Here is a 24,610-nt window from a genome sequence, read left to right as displayed (position 1 = left end):
TCAAGCCTCCTCCGTGCCCATATAGGCGATGCGCACACGTGGATCGCGACTGACCGTCTCGTAATCGCCTTCGGCTAGTATTTCCCCGCGCTGCAGCACGGTGACGAAATGGCAGAGATCCGCAACGACCGAGAGATTGTGCTCCACCATCAGCACGGCGCGGGTCTTCGCCACCTCGCGGATGAGGTTGGCGACGACGGTGATATCCTCCTGGCCCATGCCGGCCAGCGGTTCATCCAGCAGCAGCACTTTCGGATCGAGCGCCAGCGTGGTGGCAATTTCCAGCACGCGCTTGCGGCCATAGGAAAGATCGGCGGCCAGCCGATCCCGCTCCTTGGTGAGCCCGACCAATCCAAGCAACTCGTCGGCGCGCCGGTTCAGCGTGTCCAGCGCCGAGACCGGACGCCAGAACTGATGCGCCAGATTGTTGGGCCGCTGCAAAGCGACCCGCACATTGTCCAGCACGGAGAGATGCGGAAAGACCGCGGAAATCTGGAAGGAGCGGACAAGACCCAGCCGCGCCACCTTGTCCGGCGGCGTGCGGGTAATGTCCTGGCCCATCAGCAGGATCGTTCCGGCGGTCGGTTGCAGGAACTTGGTCAGCAGGTTGAACACGGTGGTCTTGCCGGCGCCGTTCGGGCCGATCAAGGCATGGACGCGGGCGTGATGGACATCGAGATCCACATTGCGCACCGCGCTGAAGCCGCCGAAATCCTTCCTTATGCCGCGGGCGGAAAGCACCACCCGCGGTTCGGAAGAAACGGCGCGTTCGACAGAAACCTGTGTCATGAGCGCCAACCGTTACTTGACCAGATCGCAGCCGCTCTTCTTCGGGTCCATATAGGCGTCCTTGCCGGGAATGGTGGCAAGAACCTTGTAATAATCCCAGGGCTTCTTGCTCTCTTCGGGCTTCTTCACTTCCAGCAGATACATGTCGTGGAACATGCGGCCATTGGCGCCAACCGTGCCGCCGCGACCGAAGACGTCATCGACAGGCATGTCATGCAGCACCTTGGAGACGGCTTCGGTGTCGTCGGTACCGGCCTTCTGGACAGCCTTCAGATATTGCAGCACGGCGGAATAGGTGCCGGCATGGATCATATTCGGCATCTTGCCGGTGCGCTTCTGGAAGCGCTCGCCGAACTTGCGGCTTTCGTCGTCGCGATCCCAGTAGAAGCCTTCCGTCAGCGTCAGGCCCTGTGCGGCCTTGAGGCCGAGGCCATGCACTTCGGCAAGCGTGAAGAGGAGGGCGGCCAGGCGCTGGCCGCTCTGGGTGAGGCCGAATTCGGCCGCCTGCTTGATGGCGTTCTGCGTGTCCGCGCCCGCATTGGCAAGGCCGACGACCTTCGCGCCTGACGATTGCGCCTGCAGCAGGAAGGAGGAGTAATCCGTTGTGGACAGCGGATGGCGCACGGAGCCTACCACCTTGCCGTTGTTGGATTTCACGAAATTGCTGGTCTGCTCTTCCAGCGAATAGCCGAAGGCATAGTCGGCGGTCAGGAAGAACCAGCTGTCGCCGCCCTGCTTGACGAGCGCGCCACCCGTGCCGACGGCCAGAGCGTAGGTGTCATAGGCCCAGTGGAAGCCATAGGGGCTGCACTGCTTGCCGGTCAGGTCCGTCGTGGCAGCACCCGTAACGATGTCGATCTTCTTCTTTTCCTTGGCAACAGCCTGCACCGCGAGCGCCACGGACGAAGTGGTCAGTTCCATGATGGCATCGACCTGCTGCGTGTCGAACCACTGGCGGGCAATGTTGGAGGCGATATCAGGCTTGTTCTGGTGGTCGGCGTCGATGATCTCGATCGGCACGTCCAGTACCTTGCCGCCAAAATCTTCCACGGCCATCTTGGCCGCCTCGACGGACGACTTGCCGCCGAAATCCGCATAGACCCCCGACTGGTCGTTCAGGATGCCAATCTTGACCTTACCATCCGATGCCGCCGCATAGGCACTTGCCGCGCCCGCAACGAAAATCGCGGCCGACGCCAGAAGCGTTTTACGCATGTCCGATCTCCTCCCAGAGATGCCGAAGCAAATTCGACTGTTCAACTTTGGCCAGCTGCTCTCCTCAAAACAGCAAGTCCTCATGAATGATCAGCGAATTCCGCGATGGACGCAACGGGGGGTGTTAATTAATTGCAAACAGGTTCTGTTCAGATTTGAACAGACGTGGAGGGGCCAATGTCGAAGACGCAGTTCACTTGGGACGATCTGCAGTACTTTCTGGCGGTTGCCAGAACGGGGCAGCTTTCCACCGCAGCGCGGCAGTTGCGCACCAGCCATCCCACGGTGCTGCGCCGTATCGACCGGCTGGAATTTGCGCTGAAGGTAAAGCTTTTCGAGCGCAATCCGCGCGGTTACGTGCTGACGCCGCTTGGCCATCGCTTCGTGGAAACGGCGGAAAAGGTGGAACTGGAGGCGGCGCGCTTGCAGGAGGAGGCCGCGAGCGGTGCCGCCTTCCAGCGCGGCGTGGTGCGGCTTTCGGCACCGGAAGGCATTTCCAATTTCTTCTTCAGCCATCGGCTGGGTGAGCTGGCCACGGCCTATCCGGGCATCTCGCTGGAATTGGTGACGATCCAGCAGATCATGGCGCTATCGCGCAAGGAGGCGGACCTGGCTGTTGTCCTCGACCCGCCCAAGGCGGGTCCGTACCATCATGAACACCTGACGGAATATCAGCTCAGCATCTATGCGACAGGGGATTACCTTCAGCGGAATGGCGAACCGTCATCCCGCGAGGATCTGCTGAACCACGCCTTCATCGGCTACATCCAGGATATGATTTTTGCGCCGGGGCTGGATTATCTTGACGATATCCACCCGCGCATCCGCCCCAGCTTCCAAAGCTCCAGTATTTTCGCGCAGCTTACGGCGACGCGAAACGGCCTCGGCCTCTGCGTACTGCCAAAATTTATCGCGGATCAGTATCCGGAACTGAAGGGTGTGCTGCCGGATGTGTTGCTGCGGCGTCACTATTGGATCGTCTGCCACAACGATCTCCTGCATGTGCCGCGTGTGCGTTCCGTCATGCAGTTCCTGCGGGACACGGTTCAGGAGAACCGCGCCCGCTTTTTGGCAAGTCCCACTTAGTTCACGCGCTGACCATTCGCACCGAAGACGTGGATTGGAGCACCGTCATAGGCGAGCGTGATCGCTTCCCCGGCGGAGAGATGCCGCTGGCCCGGAACGATGGCGAGCAGTTTCTGCCCCAGCGCTTCGGCATGAATGACCGTTTCGGAGCCCAGCGCTTCAACCAGCCGCACCTTGGCAGGCAGCCCGCGACCGGTTTCCGACAGGCCCATATGCTGCGGGCGGATGCCGACCGAAAGCCGCTCGCCAGTCGTCACGCCGTTCAAGGGAACCGGCGCGGTGAACTGCTCGCCGTTCGCGGCCTTGATCACGACCGTACCGCCCGTGCTTTCCACCACATCGCCTTCGATGAAATTCATATGCGGCGCGCCGATGAAACCTGCCACGAAGCGGTTGGCCGGGTTGTTGTAGAGGTCGAGCGGTGCGCCCACCTGCTCGATTTTGCCGGCACGCATGACCACGATGCGGTTTGCCAGCGTCATCGCCTCCACCTGGTCGTGGGTCACGTAGATCATCGTGGATTTCAGACGGTCGTGCAGTGCTGCGATTTCGGCGCGGGTGGAGACGCGCAGTTCCGCGTCGAGGTTGGACAGCGGCTCATCCAGCAGGAAGGCGGTGGGGCGGCGCACGATGGCGCGGCCGATCGCGACCCGCTGGCGCTGGCCGCCGGAAAGCTGACCGGGACGGCGCTCCATATATTGCTCGATCTCCAGCATACGGGCCGCTTCGCCGATGCGTTCAGCAATTTCGGCCTTCGGCATGCCGGAATTTTCCAGACCGAAGGCAAGGTTCTGCCGCACGCTCATATGCGGGTAAAGCGCATAGGACTGGAACACCATGGCAAGGCCGCGATCGGCAGCGGAGACCTCGTTCACCCTTTTGCCGTCAATTGCGAGTTCGCCGCCGGTAATCTTCTCCAGCCCGGCGATGACGCGCAGCAGCGTGGACTTGCCGCAGCCGGATGGGCCGACGAAGACAACGAATTCGCCCGCGCGAATATCGAGGTTGATGTCATGCAGGACATGCACCGCGCCATAGGATTTCTGAACATTGGTGAGTGTGATGCTACCCATTAACGTATGTCCTACTTCAGTCCGGTGCCGGCAATGCCGGTCGTGATGAAACGCTGCAAGAAGATGAAGACGAGAACGACCGGGATCATGGTGACGACGGTCATCGCCAGGATGAAGTGCCACTGGACGTTCAGTTCGCCCGAATAGATGTTGAGGCCGACCTGGAGCGTGTAAAGCTCGCGGCGTGAGAGCACGATCAGCGGCCAGAGGAAGTCGTTCCAGCGCCAGACGACTGAGAAGATGGCAAGCACAGCAAGCGCCGGCGCCGTCAGCGGCACCACGATGCGCCAGTAGATCTGCCACTCTGAGGCCTTGTCCATGCGCGCGGCGTCGATCAGCTCGTCGGGTATGGTCAGCATGTATTGCCGCAGGATGAAGACACCAGTGGGTGTTGCAACCGTCGGCAGGATGACGCCCCAGAGATTGTTGAAGAGACCGAGCGTCGAGATGATCGAGTAGAGCGGCACGAGGATGACCGACAGCGGCACCATCAGTGTCGCAAGGATCACCAGCATCGCGGCATTGCGTCCCTTGAACTCGTATTTCGACAGCGCAAACGCGGCCATGGAATTGACCACCAGCGTGATCACCGTCGCCGTGACGGTCACGAAGACGGAATTCCAGAGATAGCGGAAGAAATCGAAATGCAGGAAGGGCTGCACATAGTTTTCCGTCGAAAACGAGACGCTGCGAACCGGCGTGCGCTGGTTGATGTTGACCTTGATGATCTCAGCCGGTGCCTTCGGATCAACCATCTGCGCGACAGTACCCACGCGGCGAACCTCGGCCAGTACCCGCGTCGAACCGTCAGGCATGGTGGCATTGAAGAGGGTCAGCGGCTTGTCATAGCCCTGCACGGTGGCCTGCTGGCTGACATAAGGCAGGATGGAGGGCGGGAATTCTGCGAGTGCTGCTGGCGTCTTGAAGGAGGAGAGCGCCAGCCAGACGGCGGGGCCGAACATGATGATCAGGCCGCCGATGAGCCAGACCCAAGTGGCGATATCCGTCCAGTGCCAGCCCTTGCCGCCGCGACGGCGGAAGATGAATTGGGTAACCCTGCTCATCAGCGTTTCCCCTTGTTTTCATTGCGTTTGCTGATGCCGAGCTGGATCAGGGTCAGAACCACCAGAACCAGGCCCATCAGGATGGAAGCGGCGGCAGCGAGACCGGCATTGCGTGGCTGCGAAACGAAGCCAGTTTCATAGATGTATTGCGTCAGGAACTGCGTGGCGGTGCCGGGGCCGCCGCCCGTCAGAACATAGACTTCATCGAACACCTGAACGGCCTTGATCAGCGCCAGCACCACGACAACGAGGAGGTTCGGCATCAGGAGCGGCAGGGTGATGCGGCGGAAAACGCGCATGGCCCGCGTGCCATCCATTTCGGCGGCCTCGTAGAGATCCTTCGGTATGGCCTGCAGGCCGGCCAGCAGGATCAGCGTGTAGAAGCCCATATGCGCCCAGATGGACACGCCCACAGCGGCGGCAAAGGCGACCGTGCGGTCCGAAAGCCAGGTCACCGGATCGTGGCCGAAGGGGTAGAGAATGTAGTTCAACAGGCCCTGACGCTGCAAAATCCAGCGCCAGATGAGGCCGACGACAACCGGCGACAGCAGCACCGGAAAGAAGAACACCGCGCGCCAGAAGGAGCGCGCCATCAGATCGCGGTTGAGGATCAGCGCGGTGATCAGCGAGCAGACGATCAGCAGTGTCACCTGGATGACGACGAACCAGAAGGTGTTGCCGACAGCTGTCCAGAAGGCATCCTCCTGGCAGGAGCGCGGATCGAGATAATTGCTGCAATTGAATATGTGGGCATATTGGTCGGTGCCGACGAAAGTCCGCTCATTGAGGAAGATCGCGGTGCCGCCGGTCAGCGAATAGACGATATTGATGATGATCGGCAACAGCACGAAGATGCTGAAGATCAGCATGTTCGGCGCGAGGAAGAAGGTCGCCATGCCACCGATGCCGGCCGCCTTCTGCAGCGCGCGCAACGGCTTGTCGGCAAGGCCCATGATAAAATGAACCGGCATGAGCGCCAGCGAGGCAGCGCTCATCTTCGGGGCCGGGGCGAGGGGCCGGGTTGCCGGCTGGCTTTGAGACATGACATTCTTCCCCCAAGACTGATCTCGGATGGCTCGACGGATCTGCGACTTCTCGAAAAGGGTTGCCCTCGCGAGGAGGGCAACCGGTGTCGGGCAGGCTCAGAGGCCGGAGGCCTTGACCTTGGCTGCGACATCCGCGTCGATGCGGGTCAGCGCTTCCTGCGTCGGCATTTCGCCTGCGATCGCCTGGGCAACGCGGGTCACGATCGCGCCGTACACGGTATCGGACCAGCGCCAGCCCGGCATCTTCTGCGCCATGTCGGAGGTGGTCTTGGTGGCTTCGACGAACTTGTTCAGCGCGTCCTTGACCAGCGGGCTGTCGGTCTTGAAGTCGACGCCCTTGGCGAGCACCGCCTTGTGGGCCGGCAGGAACAGAGTACGTTCGGAGAACTCCTTGATAACAGGCTCGCTCGCCAGGTAATCCATCACCTTGGCGACTTCCTTCGGGTTCTTGGTGTACTTGACCGCTACCAGAGCCGCGCCACCGGGCAGGCCGGTGCAGGCTGCGGGACCGCAGGGGCTGCCGGTTGCCACCCAGTCAAAGTTGTTACCGATCTTCTTGGCGAAGTTCGGGATCTGCCAGGAGCCGGCATAGTAGAAGGCGACCTGACCGTTGATGAAGTCATCGGCGGCGGCGCGATAGGTCTGGCCTGCAGCGGAAACCCAGACGTCCTTGCTCATCGTGCCATCCTTGGCCCAGTCGATGAACTTGGTAAGGTAGGCCTTCGCGCCCTGGTCGAGGGCTGCCGGCTTTCCGTCAGCACCGATATAGTTCGCACCATAGGAGATGTTCGGCGCGCTGATGCGGTGGCCGGAGCGGTCAAGCGCCATCGGATAGGGGATCTGCTGGCTTGCGGCAACCTTCTTGGAAGCAGCCGCCCATTCTTCCCAGGTGGCTTTCGGGCCGGGCAGCGGAACGCCAGCCTGCTCGAACAGCGTCTTGTTGGCAAAGCCGCCGGTCAGCGTCAGCTGCGTCATGAAGCCGGAGATCTGGTTGGAGCCATCAGGGCGCATCCAGTCGGCCTGCTGGCCAAAGTTCTCGTCCCAATAGGCGGCATTCGCGACCAGCGGGCGCAGGTCCAGCCAGTGCTTGGCGAGATCCTTGATCGATGTGACGCGGGCGATATCCGGGCCGTTGCCGGCTTCGAGCTGAACCGGCAGCTGTTCCTTGATGACATTGTAGGCAACGTTATCGACGATGACGTTGATGCCCGGGTTCTGCGCCTTGAAGCGGTTGATCAGGTCCTGGAAGACCTCGCCTTCCACCCCGTCCGAATACCACATGATGCGGACATCGCCCGCATGGGCGGTGGATGCCAGCAGCGCCATAGCGGACGCTGCCAAGAACGACTTCAAAATCATGCCATCTCCTCCTCTTCGAATGGGGCCGGGATCCTCCGCCCGCCCCCTTGTGGGTATATTTACAGCTGAAGTGCCTCGCCTTTCACGGTGTAGTCTGCACGTGCGATGGTGCGGCCTTCCGCCTCGACGCTCCCATCCGCCCGGAAACGAACCGGCCCATAATCGGGATCGTCTATGACGAATGTACCATCTTCCAAAAGCTTCGCCTCAAGTTTCCCGTACCGACTTTCGGCGGATGCAAGATCGCCGGCTTCGCAGACGCGCACGATCCAGCGGGTCTTCTTGCCGTTCAGCCGCAGCTCGGCGCCGGCCGAGGGGCCCTCTTCGACAAACTCCAATGCGCCGCTGCCGAGCAGGACGACTGCGCCGCTGCCGCTGCGGGCCAGAGCGGTCGAGCCGTGGATGCGGGTTTCATCGAATTCCGCCTTCGGGAACCACGCATGCGAAAATTCCGGTTGATCGTCATGCAGCGCGAAATCCGCGATGGCGAGGCCTCGATATTGCTGCACGCGCGGCACGGTCCCGCAGCCGCCCCAATAGGACGGACGGCCATAGCCGAGCTGGATGACTTCGCCCGGATGATTGATCCAGACGGCGGCTTCCGGCGTTTCGCCGACGCGCAGATGCAGCACGGTTTCCTGATAGCCCCAGTCGCCCCAGCGGTAATGGACGGCGGAGCCCATGGCGTAGTGTTCGCCCTTGTAGTGATAGAGCGCGGCAAAGCTGTCCTGGCCTTGCGCGAAGCGCCATTCCTGATGATGGCTTCCACGCAGGTCCGCAATGGCCTTGGTCTCTTCAGGAACGACCAGCCCGTGATCGCGCAGGCAGACCGCCATCTGCGGCAGGGCATGCACGCGGCGGCCATACCAGCCTGTGCCCCAGAGCAGGCGGGCAACGGCGGAAAGCTCCAGCGAACGGCCGGCGCAGAGCGTATGCTCGTAGGAGCGGCCCTGGGCAGCGGTGATCATGCCGTGATGGGCGGAGCGGGCGACGACTTCGCAGAGCCGCACGATACCAGCCTTGGCGCGTTCGGCAATATCGGCATCCGGTGCGATCGCGGCCAGTGCCGTCAGGCCCTTCAGGTCGATCGGGAAATAGGGCGCGGAGTTGAACTCCGCCATTTCCCAGTGCTCGAAATGATCGAGCCAGGCGCGCACGCGCTCGGCGCCGATGCGGCTCTGCTCGGAACCCTTGCGGCCGGAGCGAACGAAGGTCTTGTCAGAGAGCAGATGACCAGCGAGGTAGCAGGAGGTGTGGAACAGCAGCGCGTGGTTTTCGGAAAAATACCACTGCACGTCATTGCCGGGCTCATCCATCCAGTAGCGATAGTTCAGGATGGCGTTGTCGATGCGGGCGCGGGTCTTTTCGTTGATATCGGCGCCCCAGACGGTGCGCGACCAGATCAGCGGCACCAGCGAGAAGTCGGCGCAGTCATGGCAATCCTCGATCGAGGGCAGGATTTCCTCGATCATCGCATCCGTGTCGGCACCGCCGCGGCCACTGGCCAGACGGGCAAAGGCGCGCACGGTATCGCGCTCGGAATGTTCGGAAACTTCATCCAGTGTCTCGCGGATGCGATCTTTCAGTGAGGCCGGGGCGGTACCCTGGCGCTCCGCATGGCAGATCTCGACGCCCAGCGGACGTGCGGCGACGAAGCCGCCAGCATCCAGCGTGATGCGGAAATGGCGGAAGTCGGCAGGCGCCTTTTCCGAAGGGCCCAAATTGAGGCTCGTCGCACCGGCTGCCAGCTTGTAGTCATAATCGAAGCGCTCGCGGGACATGAAGTCGCCTTCGACGGCCACGTTCACATCGACGGCGACCGGCAGGGGCTTTGCTAGCAACAGCACGATATCGCCGCCGAAGTAGGCCTTCTTATCGAGATGCATGCCTTCCAGCGCGCCCTCGATGCTTTCGGCGACAGAGCCTTCGACAGGAACCGGCACGGCAAGCGTGACGGCGGGGCCGGAGAGGAAATCCATCTGGAAGAAATAGCGGGCGTCACGCTCGGCGAGATCGTCGAAGAACAGCGTGATCTCGTTGGAGCCTGCCGTGAGCGGCAGGTCGAATTCCTGCTTGGATTCGAGGTTGCGGCCGTAAGGTGCCATCCAGCCCACTTCCTGGCCGTTGACGAAGACAAACGCGCCGCCGCAGGTGCCGAGGCGAACCTTGGCAGTTCCCGCGGCTTCCGCTTCCAGATAGGTGCGGCCCCAGGTGGCAAGGCGCGTGGGACGGAACCAGAAGCCGGAGAGATCGACGCGCGGCGAACCGAAGGGCAGCCACCAGCGGGCGGCCTCGAAGCTTCCTCGCACATCCGGGCGTTTCTCACGATAAGTCTTCGCGAAGATGGTGCGGCACGGATATTCGTGCGGAATGAAATTCTTGTGCTTGGTGAGGAAGAAGAAGGGGTCCATCTCCCCATGCATCGGCGCATCGGGAACGTCGAAACGTTCCTCCATCAGCGCGCCAAGCTGCCAGTAGCGCATCGGCTCGCCGGCGCTCAAGGTTTTCCGCATCCAGTTCTGATCTGTGCTCATTTCAAGTCCGCCACGGCCACCGGGGCCACATCATTGTATTCTTGGTTTTCGCCGGTCATGCCCCAGACGAAGGCATAGGGACCGGTACCCGCGCCCATGTGAATGGACCAGGCGGGGGAAATCAGGGCATCGCCATTGGCGACGATCAGGTTTCGTGTTTCGTCCGGGCGTCCCATCAGGTGGATGACGCGGTCTTCGGGGGCGAGATCGAAGTAGCAGTAGGCTTCCATGCGCCGCTCATGCAGATGCGGCGGCATGGTGTTCCAGACACTGCCTTCGGAGAGGTCCGTAATGCCCATCAACAGCAGGCATGAGGGGGCCACCTGCGGGTGGATATACATGCGAAGCTTGCGATGGTTGGAGCGCTTGGCGTTTCCTAGTTCGAGCAGTTTCGATTCCGCTCGCGTGATGAGCCGATGCGGGTGATCGGCCCCGGCCGGAACCGAATTCATGTAGAAGCGTGCGTGGCTAGCCGAATCGTCGCTTTCAGCCGTCAGAACCTGAGCGCCGCGACCGACATAGAGCACATCACGGTTTTCCAGGTGGAAGGCGGTGCCATCAACAGTGATCGTGCCGGCCTGCCCAAGATTGGCGATGCCCATTTCGCGCGCCGAGAGAAGATAGGGCGTGCCGATATCCTCGCCCGAACCGAACGTCAGCGGTGCGGATGTCGGAACCGCTCCGCCCAGGATCAGGCGATCGACATGGGTGTAGACGAAGGTGGCCTGTCCTTGCTGGAAGAGATCCTCGATCAGGAAGGCTTCCCGGAGCTTGGCGGTGTCGTAGCTCTTGATGTCGGCGGGGGCGGCCCCGTAGAGAACGCGCATGGTCATGCGACTTTCGCCTCCGTGCTGACATGGTTCAGAGCCTCGGAGAGGCAAAGGATCGACAGCGCCTGGCCGTAGCCGGTGGGCTGGATCGGGATATCCTTGTAGAACTGCAGGTCGTGACCCATGCGCGTGCCGTAGGACACGTTCAGCACGGTGCCCTGCGGGTCGATGTTGCGCAGCACGAATTCGACCGCCTTCAGGCCAGCCTTGCGCCATTGCTCGGTGCCGAGACCAAGGCGATAGCCTTTCAGGAGACCATAACCGATACCCGCTGTCGCGGAGGTTTCCTCATAGGATGTCGGATCATCCAGCAGCGTGCGCCAAGCGCCGCTTTCCGCCTGCAACGGCAGAAGGCCATTCACCTGCGCCACCAACACGCCCTGCAGATAATCCTTCACCGGCTTCGGCAGTTCTGCGAGATCGAAGAGATCGAGAACGCCGGCAGTGATCCAGGCATTGCCGCGGGCCCAGCGGGCGCGTGCGAAGTTGTGGCGACCGTTGAAGGTCCAGCCATGGAACCAGAGGCCGGTTTCGGTGTCGGCCAAATAACGGGCATGGACGAGGAATTGCAGGGCTGCCTCATCCACGAATTCGCGACGCCCGCTGCCCTGGCCGTAGGACGCAAGGAACAGCCCGACCATATAGAGCGTGTCGTCCCACAGCTCGTCATCGTTCACCTTGTCGGAGACGTGGTGCTCGAAGGCGCGCTCTTCCGTGCGGCCCATGTCGGCGACAACGCGGTCGGCCCAGTTATCAAGGGCTGCCTTCCAACGATCGTCCTTCGTCTCGCGCCACAGCAGCGAAAGGCCGAGCATCGGTGCCGTCGTGTTGACGTTGAGCGACGGCAGGCCAGCGGTCAGGCGCTTTTCGTACCAGTTTTCGATCAATGCCTTCAGATCGGCGCGGTCTGTGAACTGCCAGAGGCGGATCAAGCCATAAAGGGCCACACCCTGCGGCCATTCCCAGCTGTCGAAGGAAATATAATCGCCCGCCGTTCCATCCAGATTGGGCTCATGAAAACGGCCGTCGTCCTTCAGGCCGGTCATGCCGGCGACAAGCCGATCCAGATTGGCAAGAATGGTGGATCCATCCAAGGCCATGCAGTCCTCCCGATATGTGGCCACACTCCTCTGCGGCTCCTTGAAAGGAATTTAGTCACGACGAAAAAGATTGCGCAACATGAAAATTTCTTGCAGTTTGCGGAAGGAGGATTTCCCGATGGACGCAAAACCTGTTGCCGGCAAGCGCGGCAAGAAGAGCCGCCGTATCACGCTGGATGACGTTGCGGCAGCGGCTGGTGTTTCGCTCAGCACGGCGTCGCGGGCCCTGGCGGGCGAAAAGGGCGTGCGGCTTGAGATCAGGGAAAAGGTACTCGCCGCTGCCAAGCAGGTGAACTACACGGTCTCCGCCAATCTCGCCGGCAGCCAGGTCATCCTCGCCGCCTCAAGCGCTGCCATGCTGGATTATGTGCGCAACCAGTTCACGCTTTATGTGCTCGAAGGGCTGAAGGACCGTGCCGCCACGCTCGGTCTCGATGTCGTGCAGCGGGCGGTCGCTGACACGCAGGATGAGAAGCAGTTGCTGGAAGAAGCGCGCAATGATCCGGCCGTATCGGGCCTGTTGTTCCTGACGGTCGATGACGAGGCTATGCTGGCCGCGACGCGGGATTTTTCAAAGCCTGTGATTCTTCTGAATGGCCATGATCCCTCCATGCGGCTCTCCAGCGTCACGCCGAGCAACCGCTCGGCGGCGCGGGTTGCGGCGGAACATCTGATCGGGCTTGGCCATCGCCGCATCCTGTTTCTCATGCGCCCCGGTCGTCGCACCATCGTTCACCGCATGGAAGGCTGGCAGGATGCCCTGAAGGCGCGGGGGCTGCAGGTTGACGACGATCTTGTCGTGACGGTCGATGACTGGCTGCCGGAGCTGGCCGCCGATGCGATCGCCAAGCGGATATCCGAGCGCGGGCAGGATTTTACGGCCATCCTGACCGCCGGAGACAGTCTGGCGCTAGGTGCCATTCTCGGAGTGCAACGCACGGGGTTGTCTGTGCCCGGCGATGTCTCCGTGGTCGGCATGGACGACTTGCCGCAGGCTGCTTTCTTCAACCCGCCGCTGACGACCATGCATTTGCCGATGCGCGAGATCGGCGCGGTCGGCCTGGACCTCTTGCGCGATGCGGCGGCTGGCATGGTTTACCCTGCGCGCCGGGTGGAGCTTGCCTGTCATCTCATCGAGCGGTCCTCTACGGCGCCACCGAAGGATTAGTTCGCCTTCGCCACGACGATGCGGAAGCCGTTGCCCCGCCAGAAGCCATCCGGCTCCAGGCTGCCGCGATAGGTGCAGTTGGCCTTCAGCTTTCCGCTGGAGAAGCAGCCGCCGCGCAGCACGCGACGGATGCCGGGGCCGGCTTCCGGATTTTCTCGCCCGTCATCGCTATAGGGGTAGCGGAAGCTTGGGCTTGCCATATCCTCGCCCCAGAGCGTCGTGCACCATTCCCAGACCTGGCCCACCATGTCATAGCAGCCATAGGGCGAACGACCTTTCGGAAATAGTCCCACGGTGCAGGTGTTGTTGAAGCCCGCCTCTTCCGAGTTGGACGCGTCGTCCTGCCATCCCAGACCCCAGGGGTAGACCTCGGCATGGCCTGCGTCTGACTGGGCACCGCGCGCCGCACGCTCCCATTCCGGTTCGGTTGGCAGACGTACAACGTCGTCCTCGGTGATCCGGCCTTCTGCTCGCCATTTCTTCGTCAGCCATGCACAATAGACATTGGCGTCTCGCCAGGTGAGGTCGGTGGCGGGCGCATTGCGACGTTCTGGGTCAAAGCCATCAGGGCTGCGCCATAGTCTTCCGGTTTCTTGAATAAACCGTCCGTATGAATCGTTGACGACGGGATAGACGCCAATGCGGAAGGGCTTGACTTCCAGGAGATGGGACGGTTCGGAATTCGAATGCGCCTCCGAGCCGAAAGTGAAGGCACCACCCGGCACATCCGCCAGCGCCGTCAGATCGCGCGGATCGCCGAGACGCGAGAGGTGGCGGCCGGCACGCTCTCGTTCCACCATGGAAAGCGCGCCCTCCTCGATGATTTGCAGGAGAAGGCGGCGCAGCTCAGGGATCTGGCTGTCATTTTCGTCGATCAGTTCAGCCGCCAGCAAGGCGCCGCGCAGGGGTGTTTGCCCTTTGCTGGAGAGAAGTGTTTCTATGAGGGTTGCTGCACGCGGCGTGCCGGCAACACGACGCGCAAGACTGCGCAACACCGGCGCCCAAAGGGCCGCATCTTTGCGGAAAACGCCGACAGCAAGTGATGCGGGCTGGTCGGCAAGATGGCGCGCGGCCAGCATCTGCCTGACGCGCCGAACCGGTAGAACTGTCGGATCGTTCAGCTTGCCACTCAACGCGTCAAAAGCGAGACCGCAGAGGAAGCTGGCGGTGGATGGGTCTCCCGCAATCCTGTTGGTCCAGGCGTCGGCGATCTCTTCCATTGAGGTGCCTGCAACGCCGCTCGAAAGTGCCATTGCAAACTGTGCTGGATTGGCGGCAGCGTCGCCCTGTGCCACGGTAACGTCGGAGCCGTGCGGAGCAAGCCGCTTAACCGCTTCGTGTCGCTGAATTTCAAGCAGGGGCAGCAGTTCGATGCGCGTCCAGTCGGTCGAAAGTAGCCAGCCTTTCACCTCCGAACGTTCACCGAGGGCAAGAACGCGGATACGGGGATATCGCGCTTGCAAATTGGCTGCTTCGTAAAGAAGGGAGGGGGCTGCTACTTCCACCCCATCCAGAATGACCAGCAGCGTCTCATCCGACTCTTGCCATGCGGTGTCCGCCAAGGTGGTTTCGAGCTCGGGGTAGTGGCTTGCCAGCTGCCGGGTAAGGCCTTGCTCCGCGGTGACTGGAATATAGACTGGCAAAATATTCGTTGTATCCCAGCGTTCTTCGCGCACGGCGCCAAAATCGTTGCGCGGAAGGCTTGCCACTTCCATGCGGCCTGTTGCCAAGCGATAGGCGAGGTGCCGTGCGAATGTCGTCTTGCCGCTGCCGGTTTCTCCCAGCAACAGAAGAGAGCGATGTTCACGCACCATCTCAAGTGCAGAAAAATAGACCGCAGGCTCAACCTCCTGGTGCTCTTTCAGCTTGCGCAGCCCCTTTGCGGCCTTGTCTTCCTCGCTGAAATGCACCAGCAGCGGAATGTAGCCGGTCTTCAAATCTGCAACAGAGCCGTCCGGCAAGGCCAGAAGCGGTGCGCTGCCGAAGTCGCGGGCACGCGCCCGAAGCGTTTCGAAAAATGCTGAAAGGGGAGGGCGTGCGTCGTGTAACATCAGAATAACTTCGCTACGTCAGGATTGTGGAAGCGCTGGATCTCAATGGCGTAACCGGCCGGATCCTCGAAGAAGAAGTGCTCGCAGAAGGTGCCGCGCAGCATCTCGCTTTGCTTAGGCACGCCCGCTTCTTTCAGTTTCGCATGCCAGCCTGCCACGTCCTCCGCGACGATGGTCAGCAGCACCGCGCTCTTTTCCTGATGCTTGCAGTGGCCACGATTGCCATCCACGATCCCGAAGTAATTGCGACCCGCGATGCGATAGATCCGGGCCATGCCTTGATCGAGCACGAGTTCAAAGCCCAACACGTTCTCGTAAAAGGGAGCAACGGCGTGGATGTCGTCGTAATAGAAGAAGGTGATCGAGTAATCCTTGGTCATGGCAACCCCTTGCGATTAGGAAATATTCAGTGTGCCCTTGTGGTCGATCGATAGACCGGGCGCCGTCTTGGACGCGGCAAACACATCGATCGGATGAACCAGATAAAGCCAGGGCGGATTGTCGTGCAGCCGCTTGAGGCAGCGACCATAAGCAACCTCTCGCTCGATATCGGAAACGGCGCAGTTGGCGGCGGAAATCAGTCGCTCTGTTTCCGCATCATCGAAACCCTGCCACCAGACGGCTTTTGTTGTGCTGGATATTTTATCGTTCAGAATACGGTAGGTGCTGTGGGGCGAGGAATCGAAGATCGCCATGTCGCCCATTTCCTTGCGGCCGATCTGGCGTGCGTATTCGGGACGATCCTCCTCGATCTGCACATCAACGTTCAGGCCGATCTTTTCCAGGCAATCGGCCACATAGGTGCTGATTTCGGGCGCGCGTTCCGGCATGAATGTCGGCGTACGCAACTGGATTGGCCCACTCACCTCGGCCTTGTCTATGAGGCGACGCGCCTTCTCCACATCGTATGGGATGGGCTTCAGCCCAGCTTCGCGTGCGCCCAGATGAAAAGGGCTGACGATGGTTGAGGAGGCGATTGCCAGTCCGTGAAAGATGTCGCGGGCGATCACGCTGCCGTCCACGGCATGGTTTGCCGCAAGACGCGCCTCCGGCGAACGGAACAGCCCGCTCTGGCAATTGAGGTAATACATGACCGAGAGCGTGTTGACCGCCTTGCCCCACTGGAAGTCTTCACTGAAGTCGAGCACTCCCTCGATCCGCTCCAGATTGAGCGCAGCGTCCGACCATCCAGCCTTCAGGCTCTCGTAACGTGCTTCGGCGCGACGCTCTGCCAGCGCAACGATCCGGTCAGGCCCGGTTCCGCGCGAGACGCGGTCCAGAACCGCCCGCTGACCCACTTCGAATTCGCTGACCTGATAGGGGCCGGTGCCGAGGATTGGGCGACCGTCGTTGGTGGTGCGGCAGATGTAGAATTCCGAGAAGATGTCGAGAATATCAGCAATCGGCGTGGGGTTGCGGACCAGCACCACATTGCCGGCTTCGGGTGAAATGGTGGCTTGCGCGAGGTAGCGCGCATAGGACCACTTCATGCCGAAGGTATCCACTGCCGTTAGGATGTCCGCAATAAAGGCGATGATATCTTGAGAGGTGCAGGGTTTGCCGTCGTGAAAGGTGGCGCCTTGGCGAATGAAGAAGCGCCATTCGCGGCCATCGGCGGAGCGTACCCACCGCTCGAACAGGGCTGGACGCACTAGCCCGTTTTCCCATTTCAGAAGCGGTTCGAACACCAGGTTCTTCAGGGTGAGAATGCTGGTGTCATCGGTGACGCGGTTGGGCGGCAGAAAGTCCACCTTTTCTAGACTCATTGTCAGCAGGTCCATGCTCGCCTCACTGCAATTCGCTGCGACGGCGCGGATTGAACCAGTCCGCCAGGGAGTCGCCGATCAGGTTAAAGGAGAGCACTGCCAGAAGAATGGCCATGCCGGGGGATAGCGCCACCCAGGCAGCGCTTCGCACATATTGCAGATTGGATGAGACATCCGCGCCCCATTCAGACAAGGGCGGCTGCGCCCCAAGTCCCAGGAAGCCGAGACTCGCCGTCTGCAGGATGGCGCTGCCGAGCGCGAGCGTCGATTGTACAAGCAGCGGACCAAGCCCGTTTGCAAACACGTAGCGCAGCAGGATGCGGTGCGTGGGCAGGCCCAGCGAAATGGCCGCTTCCACATACGGCAGCACGGAAATGCTCAGCGCTTGACTGCGGGCCACACGGGCAAACTGCGGAGCCAGCGTGATTGCGACCGCCAGCATGGCGTTTTCCAGGCTCGGGCCGAAGGCGGCAGCCAGTGCAATAGCGAGCACCAGTGCCGGGAAGGCGAGAATGGCATCGACCAGTCGCATGATGATGGTATCCGTCCAGCCGCCTGCAAAGCCTGCCAGCATTCCGAAGAAGACGCCGACCGCAAAGGCAATGGCGACCACGCCAACGCCGATGACAAGGGTTGCCTGACCGCCGACCATGACGCGCGTCAGCACATCGCGGCCAAAGGCATCCGTACCAAGCCAGTGGGTGGCACTGGGGAGAGCCAGCTTGTGCAGCACGTCCAGCTTGGTGGGCGAGTAGGGCGAGAGCCATGGGCCGATGGTGACTAGCGCGATCAGCAATAACAGGATGGCCAGCCCGACGACCGCGAGTGGATTGTAGCGCAGGAACTTGAAAATATCGCGCATCGCTCAGGCTACCTTCTTGCGAATGCGGGGATCGAGAAGGCCGTAGATCAAATCGACGATAATGGAGGTGAGCACGAACATCAGTGCAAAGACCAGCGTCGTGCCCTGGATCACCGGGTAGTCGCGGTTCTTGATTGCCTCGAACATGAAACGGCCGATGCCCGGCCAGGCGAAGATGGTTTCCGTGAGGATGGCGCCCCCCAGCATTTCCGCGAACTTGAGGCCGATCACCGTCACGGCTGGCAGCAGCGAATTGCGAAGCCCGTGCTTCAGAATGACATCGCGCTGTGGCAGGCCCTTGGCGCGCGCCGTGCGGATGAAGTCTTCCGTCATCACATCCAGCATGGTGTTGCGCACGAAGCGTCCGAGGGTGGCGGCGAGAAATGCCGCCAGCACGGCGGTCGGCAGTATCAGGTGCAGAAGCGCGCTTCCAGCCGCTGCCAGATTGCCGGTCAGCAGGCCATCCAGCACCGCAAAGCCTGTCACGGCATCGGCGGTGATGAAGGAACTCATGCGCCCGGAAACCGGCAGCAGACCCAGCCAGGTGCCGAAGATCAGTTGCAGGATCAGCGCCAACAGGAAGGCGGGCATGGAAACGCCGAGCAGCGAGACGATGCGCGTTATATGATCGAACAGCGAATTAGGCCGCGTCGCCGACAAGACGCCGATCGGGATGCCGAAGATGACGGCGACGATGACCGCGAGCACTGAGAGCTCTATCGTCGCGGGCAGGCGGGTCAGGATTTCATGGGCGACGGGCTGTCCGCTTTTCAGTGACACGCCGAAATCGCCTTGCAGCAGGCCGAATGTGTAGGACAGAAATTGCAGGACGACGGGTTTGTCGAGATCGAGCTGAGCTCTGAGTGCTGAGATCTGCGCCTCCGTCGCCCCCGGTCCGAGCAGCGTCACGGCGGGGTCGCCGGGAATGATGCGGACAAGCGAAAACACAATCACCAGCACGATGCACATGACGGGGATCAGCGCGATCAGACGTCTCAGGAGAAAGCTCGCCATGGGCCTTTCGATTTCGGTGCAGAACGGAAGAGAGATCGGCCGGACGCATTGCCCGGCCGATCAGCGACTTACTTCTTGTAGACAGACCAGTATTCGTTGAGCGGCGGCGCGCTGTTGATCACGAGACCTTCCACATTGGCGCGGGCAAACACGATCAGCTTAGGGCTGAACAGATAGGCGCCGGGCACGCGCTTCATGAGCTCCTGCTGAACCTCGAAGTACAGCTTCTTTCGGGCTTCGAAGTCGGAGGTCTGTTGCGCCTTGAGGATCAGATCGTCCAGGGCCTTGTCCTCCGGCATGCGGAAGGTCATGGCGGTGTTGGCAAGCGACGAGAGGTAGCCGATGGTGATGTGCGCATCGGGATCGTTGTACCAGGGCTGACGACCGTCGAGTGCGATATCAAACTGACCGGCAGTCTGCAGCGTGCGGTAAGCCGGGAATTCAGTCTGCTGGATGGTGGCCTTGATGCCGATATCGGCCAGGTTCGCCTGCACGAATGTAGCAACAGCGCCCCAGAGCGGACCTTGGAAGCTGTAGAGCTTCAGATCCAGACTTTCCGGTTTGACGCCCGCTTCTGCGAGAAGCTTCTTGGCGGCCGCTGGATCGTATTTCGGCGCCAGATCCTTCATCTTCGGATCGAAGGCCCAGCTGTTGGAGGTCAGCGGTCCGTAGACGCGCTCAGCCGTGCCTGCGAAAACACCCTGCAGCAGACCATCGTAATCGATGGCGCTGGCAATCGCCTTGCGGACGCGCACGTCAGCGATCGGGCCATCCTTCTTGTTGTTGTTGAATTCCAGCTGGCGGATGATCTGGCTGGAGCTTTCCAGGATCTTGACGCTCTTGTTGCTCTTCAGGGCAGCGATGTCCTCTGCAGCGATGGATGAAAGCTGCCCCTGCTGCTGAACAACGTCTACGCCGCCATTTTCGAGTTCAAGCCGGCGTGTCGACGCATCCGGAATGACGCGGTAGACGATCTTGGAGAGTTTCGGTGCGCCACGGAAATAGGAAGGGTTCGCCTCCAGCACGACGTTGGTATCGGCTTGCGCGCTCTTGAAGACGAAGGGGCCGGTGCCAACAGGATTGGCTGCAAATTTGTCGCCGTATTTCTGCACGGCAGTCGGACTGACGATCGCAGATTGCGGCTGGGCCAGGATAGACAGGAAGGCCGGATAGGCGGCGCTCAGCGTAATCTTCACTTCGCTCGGCGAAACGACCGCGATGTCCTTGATCAGGTCGAAAGTCGCTTTGACGTAAGGATTGGTGGCCTTGGTGCGCTCCAGGGAGAACTTGACCGCCGCCGCATCGAAGGGCGTGCCGTCCTGGAATTTTACGCCGTCCCGCAGCTTGAAGGTGAACTCCTTGCCATCGGCGGAAACGGACCAGCTGGTGGCAAGACGTGCCTCGATTTCCTTGAAGTCCGGGGCTTTCCAGGCGATCAGCGTATCAAAGACATTGAGAATGATTTCACTGCCAACAGGCTCCGCCTTGTTGGTGCCGGGCTCCAGGCTGACCGGATCGGAGGGAACCGCCACCACCAGGGTGGTCTTTGGGTCGTTGGTCTGTGCGTGAGCTGCTCCGACGATCATCGGAAGCGCAATGCCCGCTGCCGCCAGTCCTTTCCACAATGCCATTGTCTGCCCCTTCGTTAAATTGGCTTATGCCCCTCAAGTATTTGTATCAACGAGATTTTCAGGTCCGCCACTCGTGATATACTACGAAATATACCAGTGAGATCTCCTGCTGTAAAGCTGGGTTAAGACGCCATTTAAGGTAAGAAAAAGCTGCCTAATAAGTGGGCTTCGATGAGTAACATTTGCCCTAATTGCCGATGTCGCAGGCATCATCTTTCGAAGTCTGCAACTGTTATAGTCAAAAAGTTCATGTTGGATCTGCCCCACGTGCGACTGGCCTTGCGGGATCATGCACCCAAGCCGACCAAGAGCCCACATACATGGCGGACGGTATGCCGACTGCGGCCAGTGCAAGCACCGTATGTGCGGCGGACATGCCCGCGCCGCAATAGACGCCGACCTGTCGCGATCCATCGGCGCCCAGGCCGCGGAACATCTCCCGCAGGGTCGCGCTGTCGGTGAAGTTGCCGTAATCGGTCAAGGTGTCGAGCGTCGGTGCGCTGATGGCGTGAGGAATGTGTCCGCGTGGGGGAGCGCCAGGTTCCGTCGGGCCGCCGATGTAGTTGGGGCGGATACGCGCATCCAGGAGAATGCCGTCGCTTGCCAAGCGAAGGGCGGCATCGGCGTCCAATTCCGGCATATGGCCGGGCGTCAAAACGATTTCGCTCCGGCGTGCGGTCGTCACCTTGTCCGTTGTGGGCAATCCGGCTGCCACCCAGCCTGGAAAAGCGCCATCGAGCACGCGAACATCCGGTAGGCCGGCCCATTTCAAGACCCACCAGGCGCGCGCTGCTGTCATGCTGCGATCGCCGTCATAGATGACGATGGTGCTCTCGCGCCGCAGACCCCAGGCGCGGGCGCTGGTCTGAAGGACGTTGATATCAGGCAGAGGGCGCTGGCCTTTTTCCGGACTGGGCGGTGATTGGAAGTCGCGGTAGGCTTCCGTGTCGATCGCCCCTTCTATGCGTTGACCCTTGAAGGTCGGCTCGCCCGTATAAGGGTTGATCGAGTGGACCGCCAGAATGGTTAGGTCCGCGTTAGAGCGACGCAGGGCGTCCAGTTCATGCGGCGCCAGGAGAACCTTTTGACGGATGATGTCACTCATGTTGGACGCTCCTACAGTGATAGCCCAGGGCCGGCCTCTGATATGAGGGCTGTCAGAATGCCTGTGCGCGTATTTTCGTTGTGTTCCATCATGGCAGTGCGGGCGCCTTCGCTGTCTCTCTGGCGCAGCAGGGCAACGATGTTATGGTGATCCTGGCTCGTTTCCGGATTGATGTCTCGAATGCGTGTGCCCATGTAGAAAAGGCGGGCACATTGCTCCAGATGGCTCATGACCAGGGCGTGAAGACGCGGATTTCGTGATCCCTGCGCAATCGCCGAGTGGAACTCCTCGTTCGTCGAAACGAAGGTTTTTGTGCTCACATTTTCGCCCACGACATAGCTTGCACCGGCCAGGCGATCGAGCGCGTCCAGTTCATCTTCTGTCATGTTCTGCGCGGCCAATGCGGCTGCCATACCTTCCAGCACGCCGCGTACAGCAAACAGATCGTTCATGTCCTTTACGGTAACGGGGGTTACACGGTAACCTCGCCGTGGAAACGCTTCCATCAAACCTTCAACGCAGAGTCGCGCCATAGCCTCGCGCACCGGTGTCTTGCTCATGGCAAGCTGTTCGGCCAGTTCGGGCTCCGAAATTTCAGTTCCCGGTCTCAGGTCACCCGTCAGAACCCTGTCGCGCAGTATGGCATAGGCCTGTTCGGTCAAGGACTTGCCGCGCTTCTCCCCAGATTGCGCCGTTTCGCCTGTCTTGTCCAATGTCGTCTCCATGCTTGTCGCGCGACTTGCTTGTTTCGCATCGGCGCATCTGTCAAAGAATATTTCTACGGCTCATACCGGAACCGACATCACCCATTTACGCCCTGCCTGTAACTGGTATACTACGTAATATATCAATTCAACACAGGTGGTGGGCTTTCGCCTGCCAAAGGCAATGCGGTGTCGCGTATTCTGGTCATCAATCCCAACAGTTCGCCCTCGGTAACACAATCGATGGAGGCCTGCCTCGCACCGCAAATGGCTTCCACTCAGCATGATGTCGAGTGCATCGAGCTTGCCAAATCTCCTCCGGGCATCGAGACCGATGTGCATGTGGAGATGGTCGTGCCGAACATACTTGAAGCTGTCGGTGATTCGTCGGCTGATGCCTTTGTCCTGGCTTGTTTTTCCGACCCCGGAATTGCAAGGGTAAGGAATGCCACCGCAAAGCCGGTGATTGGCATCGCGGAGGCGGCCTATCTCTCGGCGCTCAGCCTTGGCAGCCGCTTCGGTATCATTTCACTTGGTCAATCCTCCATCGATCGCCACCTCCGCTATCTGAAAACGCTCAAACTGGAGGGACGTCTCGCGGGTGACCGCTCCATTGGTATGACTGTCGTCGAATTGATGGCGGGCGATGTGGTGGAAACCGTGTCGCGCACTGCGCGTCAATTGAAAGATGAGGATGGAGCAGATGTCGTCATCCTCGGCTGCGCCGGACTAGGCTCCTACCGCCCGGCCCTGCAGCAAAGCCTTGGTATTCCCGTGGTTGATCCCGTGCAGGCGGGAGTTGCAATGGCTGCCATGCAACTTGATCTTCAGTATGCGAGGACAAAACAGTGACCTATGATCTGGTGATACGCGGCACACTGGTGCTGCCGGATGGACCCTCGGAAAACAGCTGGCTTGCCGTTTCCGCTGGCAAGATAACCGCTATCGGCATAGGCAACGCACCAGACGCGCGCGCGAGTTTTGATGCTGGATCCGATTACGTCATCCCCGGCGTGGTTGACGGGCAGACGCATGCCTGCAGCTATGGCGGCCTGCCCGGTATTCGATCCACGACGCGCTCTGCCATTGCAGGCGGCGTGACCACGATCGTGGACATGCCCTATGACAATCCAGCGCCGCTCAATACGGTCGAACGGCTGGACGAGAAGGTCGCGGCAATCCGCGAACATGCCCATTGCCATGTGGCGCTCTATGGCACTGTCATGCCGGGGCAGGGCATGGAGGATATCGATCCGCTGATCGTCGGCGGCGTCGTCGCCTTCAAGATCTCGACCTTTGAAAGCAGCCCGACGCGCTTTCCCCGCATCACGTCGGAGCAGATGCTGGATATCTTCACGGCGCTCTCCGATACGGTCATTCCGCTCGGCGTTCATAACGAGGATCAGGAGATCGTCCGGGCCAGGATCGCGGCCGCAAAGGCTGAGGGAAAGAACGGTATCGAAGCCCATTCTGCAAGCCGCCCCCCGGCAGCAGAGCTAGCAGCGACCGCGCATTTTCTCGAACTTGGCGCGGCAGCTGGCGCGCATGCGCACATCGTTCATCTGACGACGGCGCGCGGCTTCCAGCTGGTCGACAATTACCTCGCCGATGGCTTCCGCTCGACGGGCGAGCTGTGCGTGCATTATCTCTGGTTCGATCCGGAGCGTGATGGGCCTGAACTCGGTGCGAAGATGAAGGTGAACCCGCCGATCCGTCCGGGCCAGATCGATGCGCTCTGGGGGGAGATTACTGCGGGTCGTGTAGCCTTTGTCAGCTCCGATCATTCCAGCTGGCCGATCGACAACAAGTTCACGCCGTCGATCTTCGATGCCGGCGCTGGTGTGCCCGGCCTGGAAACGCTGCTGCCCGCCTTCTATACGGCTGCAGAAGTGCAGGGGCTTGATGCACCCACGGTGACCGTCGAGCAACTGTGCGAGCGTCCCGCCCGCTTCTTCGGTCTGTGGCCGGAAAAGGGTGCCATTCGCCTTGGTGCGGATGCGGATCTCACTGTTCTGGCCCGTAAGCCGCAGACCTGGGATTCCTCGAAGGCGCATGACGAGCTACGCTGGAGCCCCTTCGACGGGCGCCAATTCTCCGTCACGGTCGAGCGGACTTATCTGGCCGGTGAGTTGGCCTATGATGGCACGGCCGTTCTCAATCAGCCGGGGCAGGGGCAATATGTCCGCCGTGGCCATTCGCACTGGTTCGAATAA

At 60.8% G+C, this 24,610-nt stretch carries 21 protein-coding genes; 4 read left to right on the top strand and 17 right to left on the bottom strand.

Translation table 11 applies throughout. The features are described from left to right. The gene (locus tag Q2T52_RS25010) at positions 1-789 is read right to left on the bottom strand and encodes an ABC transporter ATP-binding protein (protein ID WP_302079649.1); all 789 of its coding nucleotides are present in this window, start codon (positions 787-789) and stop codon (positions 1-3) included. A 12-nt stretch (positions 790-801) separates the two neighbouring features. After that, entirely contained in the window at positions 802-2,004 is a 1,203-nt protein-coding gene (locus Q2T52_RS25005) for an ABC transporter substrate-binding protein (protein ID WP_302079648.1), read from the bottom strand. Between the two features lie 177 nt (positions 2,005-2,181). Between Q2T52_RS25005 and Q2T52_RS25000 the strand changes: the two genes are divergently transcribed. Beyond that, a complete protein-coding gene (locus tag Q2T52_RS25000) occupies positions 2,182-3,090 on the top strand; it encodes a LysR family transcriptional regulator (RefSeq protein ID WP_302079647.1) in 909 nt (302 codons plus the stop codon). On the opposite strand, the gene Q2T52_RS24995 is transcribed toward Q2T52_RS25000, so the two are convergent. The 7 genes from Q2T52_RS24995 to bglB form a co-directional block, all read right to left on the bottom strand. Further along, positions 3,087-4,163: an ABC transporter ATP-binding protein gene (locus tag Q2T52_RS24995; RefSeq protein WP_302079646.1), complete on the bottom strand. Its 1,077-nt coding sequence runs from the start codon at positions 4,161-4,163 to the stop codon at positions 3,087-3,089. The genes Q2T52_RS25000 and Q2T52_RS24995 overlap by 4 nt on opposite strands. 11 nt (positions 4,164-4,174) lie before the next feature. Further along, positions 4,175-5,227, bottom strand: a complete 1,053-nt coding sequence (locus tag Q2T52_RS24990) for a carbohydrate ABC transporter permease (RefSeq protein ID WP_302079645.1) — start codon at positions 5,225-5,227, stop codon at positions 4,175-4,177. After that, positions 5,227-6,222: a carbohydrate ABC transporter permease gene (locus Q2T52_RS24985; RefSeq protein WP_302079668.1), complete on the bottom strand. Its 996-nt coding sequence runs from the start codon at positions 6,220-6,222 to the stop codon at positions 5,227-5,229. The genes Q2T52_RS24990 and Q2T52_RS24985 overlap by 1 nt, the downstream gene beginning before the upstream one ends. 147 nt (positions 6,223-6,369) lie before the next feature. Then, positions 6,370-7,632 (bottom strand): ABC transporter substrate-binding protein, encoded by a 1,263-nt coding sequence (locus Q2T52_RS24980; RefSeq protein WP_302079644.1) that lies wholly within the window; start codon positions 7,630-7,632, stop codon positions 6,370-6,372. Between the two features lie 59 nt (positions 7,633-7,691). Further along, positions 7,692-10,166: a hypothetical protein gene (locus Q2T52_RS24975; RefSeq protein WP_302079643.1), complete on the bottom strand. Its 2,475-nt coding sequence runs from the start codon at positions 10,164-10,166 to the stop codon at positions 7,692-7,694. Then, positions 10,163-10,999, bottom strand: coding sequence for a 5-dehydro-4-deoxy-D-glucuronate isomerase (gene kduI / locus Q2T52_RS24970; protein WP_302079642.1), 837 nt, complete (start codon positions 10,997-10,999; stop codon positions 10,163-10,165). Before kduI ends, Q2T52_RS24975 begins: the two co-directional genes overlap by 4 nt. After that, positions 10,996-12,096 (bottom strand): beta-galactosidase BglB, encoded by a 1,101-nt coding sequence (gene bglB / locus Q2T52_RS24965; protein ID WP_302079641.1) that lies wholly within the window; start codon positions 12,094-12,096, stop codon positions 10,996-10,998. The genes kduI and bglB overlap by 4 nt, the downstream gene beginning before the upstream one ends. Positions 12,097-12,214: 118 nt before the next feature. Between bglB and Q2T52_RS24960 the strand changes: the two genes are divergently transcribed. Next, a complete protein-coding gene (locus Q2T52_RS24960; RefSeq protein WP_302079640.1) occupies positions 12,215-13,264 on the top strand; it encodes a LacI family DNA-binding transcriptional regulator in 1,050 nt (349 codons plus the stop codon). Here Q2T52_RS24960 and Q2T52_RS24955 read toward each other — a convergent pair. The 8 genes from Q2T52_RS24955 to Q2T52_RS24920 form a co-directional block, all read right to left on the bottom strand. Continuing rightward, the gene (locus Q2T52_RS24955; protein WP_302079639.1) at positions 13,261-15,315 is read right to left on the bottom strand and encodes a formylglycine-generating enzyme family protein; all 2,055 of its coding nucleotides are present in this window, start codon (positions 15,313-15,315) and stop codon (positions 13,261-13,263) included. The genes Q2T52_RS24960 and Q2T52_RS24955 overlap by 4 nt on opposite strands. Continuing rightward, complete coding sequence (locus Q2T52_RS24950) at positions 15,315-15,695, bottom strand: VOC family protein (protein ID WP_302079638.1); 381 nt, start codon at positions 15,693-15,695, stop codon at positions 15,315-15,317. The genes Q2T52_RS24955 and Q2T52_RS24950 overlap by 1 nt, the downstream gene beginning before the upstream one ends. Before the next feature lie 15 nt (positions 15,696-15,710). Continuing rightward, a complete protein-coding gene (locus Q2T52_RS24945; protein WP_302079637.1) occupies positions 15,711-17,096 on the bottom strand; it encodes an ABC transporter substrate-binding protein in 1,386 nt (461 codons plus the stop codon). Positions 17,097-17,103: 7 nt separating this feature from the next. Then, positions 17,104-17,943: an ABC transporter permease gene (locus Q2T52_RS24940; RefSeq protein ID WP_302079636.1), complete on the bottom strand. Its 840-nt coding sequence runs from the start codon at positions 17,941-17,943 to the stop codon at positions 17,104-17,106. 3 nt (positions 17,944-17,946) lie between these two features. Next, a complete protein-coding gene (locus Q2T52_RS24935; protein WP_302079635.1) occupies positions 17,947-18,957 on the bottom strand; it encodes an ABC transporter permease in 1,011 nt (336 codons plus the stop codon). 68 nt (positions 18,958-19,025) lie between these two features. After that, positions 19,026-20,588, bottom strand: a complete 1,563-nt coding sequence (locus Q2T52_RS24930; RefSeq protein WP_302079634.1) for an ABC transporter substrate-binding protein — start codon at positions 20,586-20,588, stop codon at positions 19,026-19,028. A gap of 247 nt (positions 20,589-20,835) precedes the next feature. Next, positions 20,836-21,693 carry a sulfurtransferase gene (locus Q2T52_RS24925; RefSeq protein ID WP_302079633.1) on the bottom strand — a complete coding sequence of 286 codons (858 nt, stop codon included), beginning with the start codon at positions 21,691-21,693 and terminating at the stop codon, positions 20,836-20,838. Between the two features lie 11 nt (positions 21,694-21,704). Further along, positions 21,705-22,418: a GntR family transcriptional regulator gene (locus Q2T52_RS24920; protein ID WP_302079632.1), complete on the bottom strand. Its 714-nt coding sequence runs from the start codon at positions 22,416-22,418 to the stop codon at positions 21,705-21,707. 168 nt (positions 22,419-22,586) lie between these two features. Here Q2T52_RS24920 and Q2T52_RS24915 point away from each other — a divergent pair, with 168 nt between their 5' ends. Together Q2T52_RS24915 and Q2T52_RS24910 are read left to right on the top strand one after the other, a co-directional pair. Continuing rightward, a complete protein-coding gene (locus Q2T52_RS24915) occupies positions 22,587-23,249 on the top strand; it encodes an aspartate/glutamate racemase family protein (RefSeq protein WP_302079631.1) in 663 nt (220 codons plus the stop codon). Then, entirely contained in the window at positions 23,246-24,610 is a 1,365-nt protein-coding gene (locus Q2T52_RS24910) for a dihydroorotase (RefSeq protein WP_302079630.1), read from the top strand. The genes Q2T52_RS24915 and Q2T52_RS24910 overlap by 4 nt, the downstream gene beginning before the upstream one ends.

The organism is Rhizobium oryzicola (genome assembly GCF_030504645.1).
Lineage (GTDB): Bacteria > Pseudomonadota > Alphaproteobacteria > Rhizobiales > Rhizobiaceae > Neorhizobium > Neorhizobium oryzicola.
Note: the sequence above shows the minus strand (reverse complement) of the source record. Positions and strands in the feature narration are given on the sequence as shown.

Coding starts and splice junctions, on each gene's coding strand:
- Q2T52_RS25010 (WP_302079649.1), bottom strand. CDS start 789: ATGACACAGGTTTCTGTCGAACGCGCCGTTTCTTCCGAACCGCGGGTG.
- Q2T52_RS25005 (WP_302079648.1), bottom strand. CDS start 2,004: ATGCGTAAAACGCTTCTGGCGTCGGCCGCGATTTTCGTTGCGGGCGCG.
- Q2T52_RS25000 (WP_302079647.1), top strand. CDS start 2,182: ATGTCGAAGACGCAGTTCACTTGGGACGATCTGCAGTACTTTCTGGCG.
- Q2T52_RS24995 (WP_302079646.1), bottom strand. CDS start 4,163: ATGGGTAGCATCACACTCACCAATGTTCAGAAATCCTATGGCGCGGTG.
- Q2T52_RS24990 (WP_302079645.1), bottom strand. CDS start 5,227: ATGAGCAGGGTTACCCAATTCATCTTCCGCCGTCGCGGCGGCAAGGGC.
- Q2T52_RS24985 (WP_302079668.1), bottom strand. CDS start 6,222: ATGAGCGCTGCCTCGCTGGCGCTCATGCCGGTTCATTTTATCATGGGC.
- Q2T52_RS24980 (WP_302079644.1), bottom strand. CDS start 7,632: ATGATTTTGAAGTCGTTCTTGGCAGCGTCCGCTATGGCGCTGCTGGCA.
- Q2T52_RS24975 (WP_302079643.1), bottom strand. CDS start 10,166: ATGAGCACAGATCAGAACTGGATGCGGAAAACCTTGAGCGCCGGCGAG.
- kduI (WP_302079642.1), bottom strand. CDS start 10,999: ATGACCATGCGCGTTCTCTACGGGGCCGCCCCCGCCGACATCAAGAGC.
- bglB (WP_302079641.1), bottom strand. CDS start 12,096: ATGGCCTTGGATGGATCCACCATTCTTGCCAATCTGGATCGGCTTGTC.
- Q2T52_RS24960 (WP_302079640.1), top strand. CDS start 12,215: ATGGACGCAAAACCTGTTGCCGGCAAGCGCGGCAAGAAGAGCCGCCGT.
- Q2T52_RS24955 (WP_302079639.1), bottom strand. CDS start 15,315: ATGTTACACGACGCACGCCCTCCCCTTTCAGCATTTTTCGAAACGCTT.
- Q2T52_RS24950 (WP_302079638.1), bottom strand. CDS start 15,695: ATGACCAAGGATTACTCGATCACCTTCTTCTATTACGACGACATCCAC.
- Q2T52_RS24945 (WP_302079637.1), bottom strand. CDS start 17,096: ATGGACCTGCTGACAATGAGTCTAGAAAAGGTGGACTTTCTGCCGCCC.
- Q2T52_RS24940 (WP_302079636.1), bottom strand. CDS start 17,943: ATGCGCGATATTTTCAAGTTCCTGCGCTACAATCCACTCGCGGTCGTC.
- Q2T52_RS24935 (WP_302079635.1), bottom strand. CDS start 18,957: ATGGCGAGCTTTCTCCTGAGACGTCTGATCGCGCTGATCCCCGTCATG.
- Q2T52_RS24930 (WP_302079634.1), bottom strand. CDS start 20,588: ATGGCATTGTGGAAAGGACTGGCGGCAGCGGGCATTGCGCTTCCGATG.
- Q2T52_RS24925 (WP_302079633.1), bottom strand. CDS start 21,693: ATGAGTGACATCATCCGTCAAAAGGTTCTCCTGGCGCCGCATGAACTG.
- Q2T52_RS24920 (WP_302079632.1), bottom strand. CDS start 22,418: ATGGAGACGACATTGGACAAGACAGGCGAAACGGCGCAATCTGGGGAG.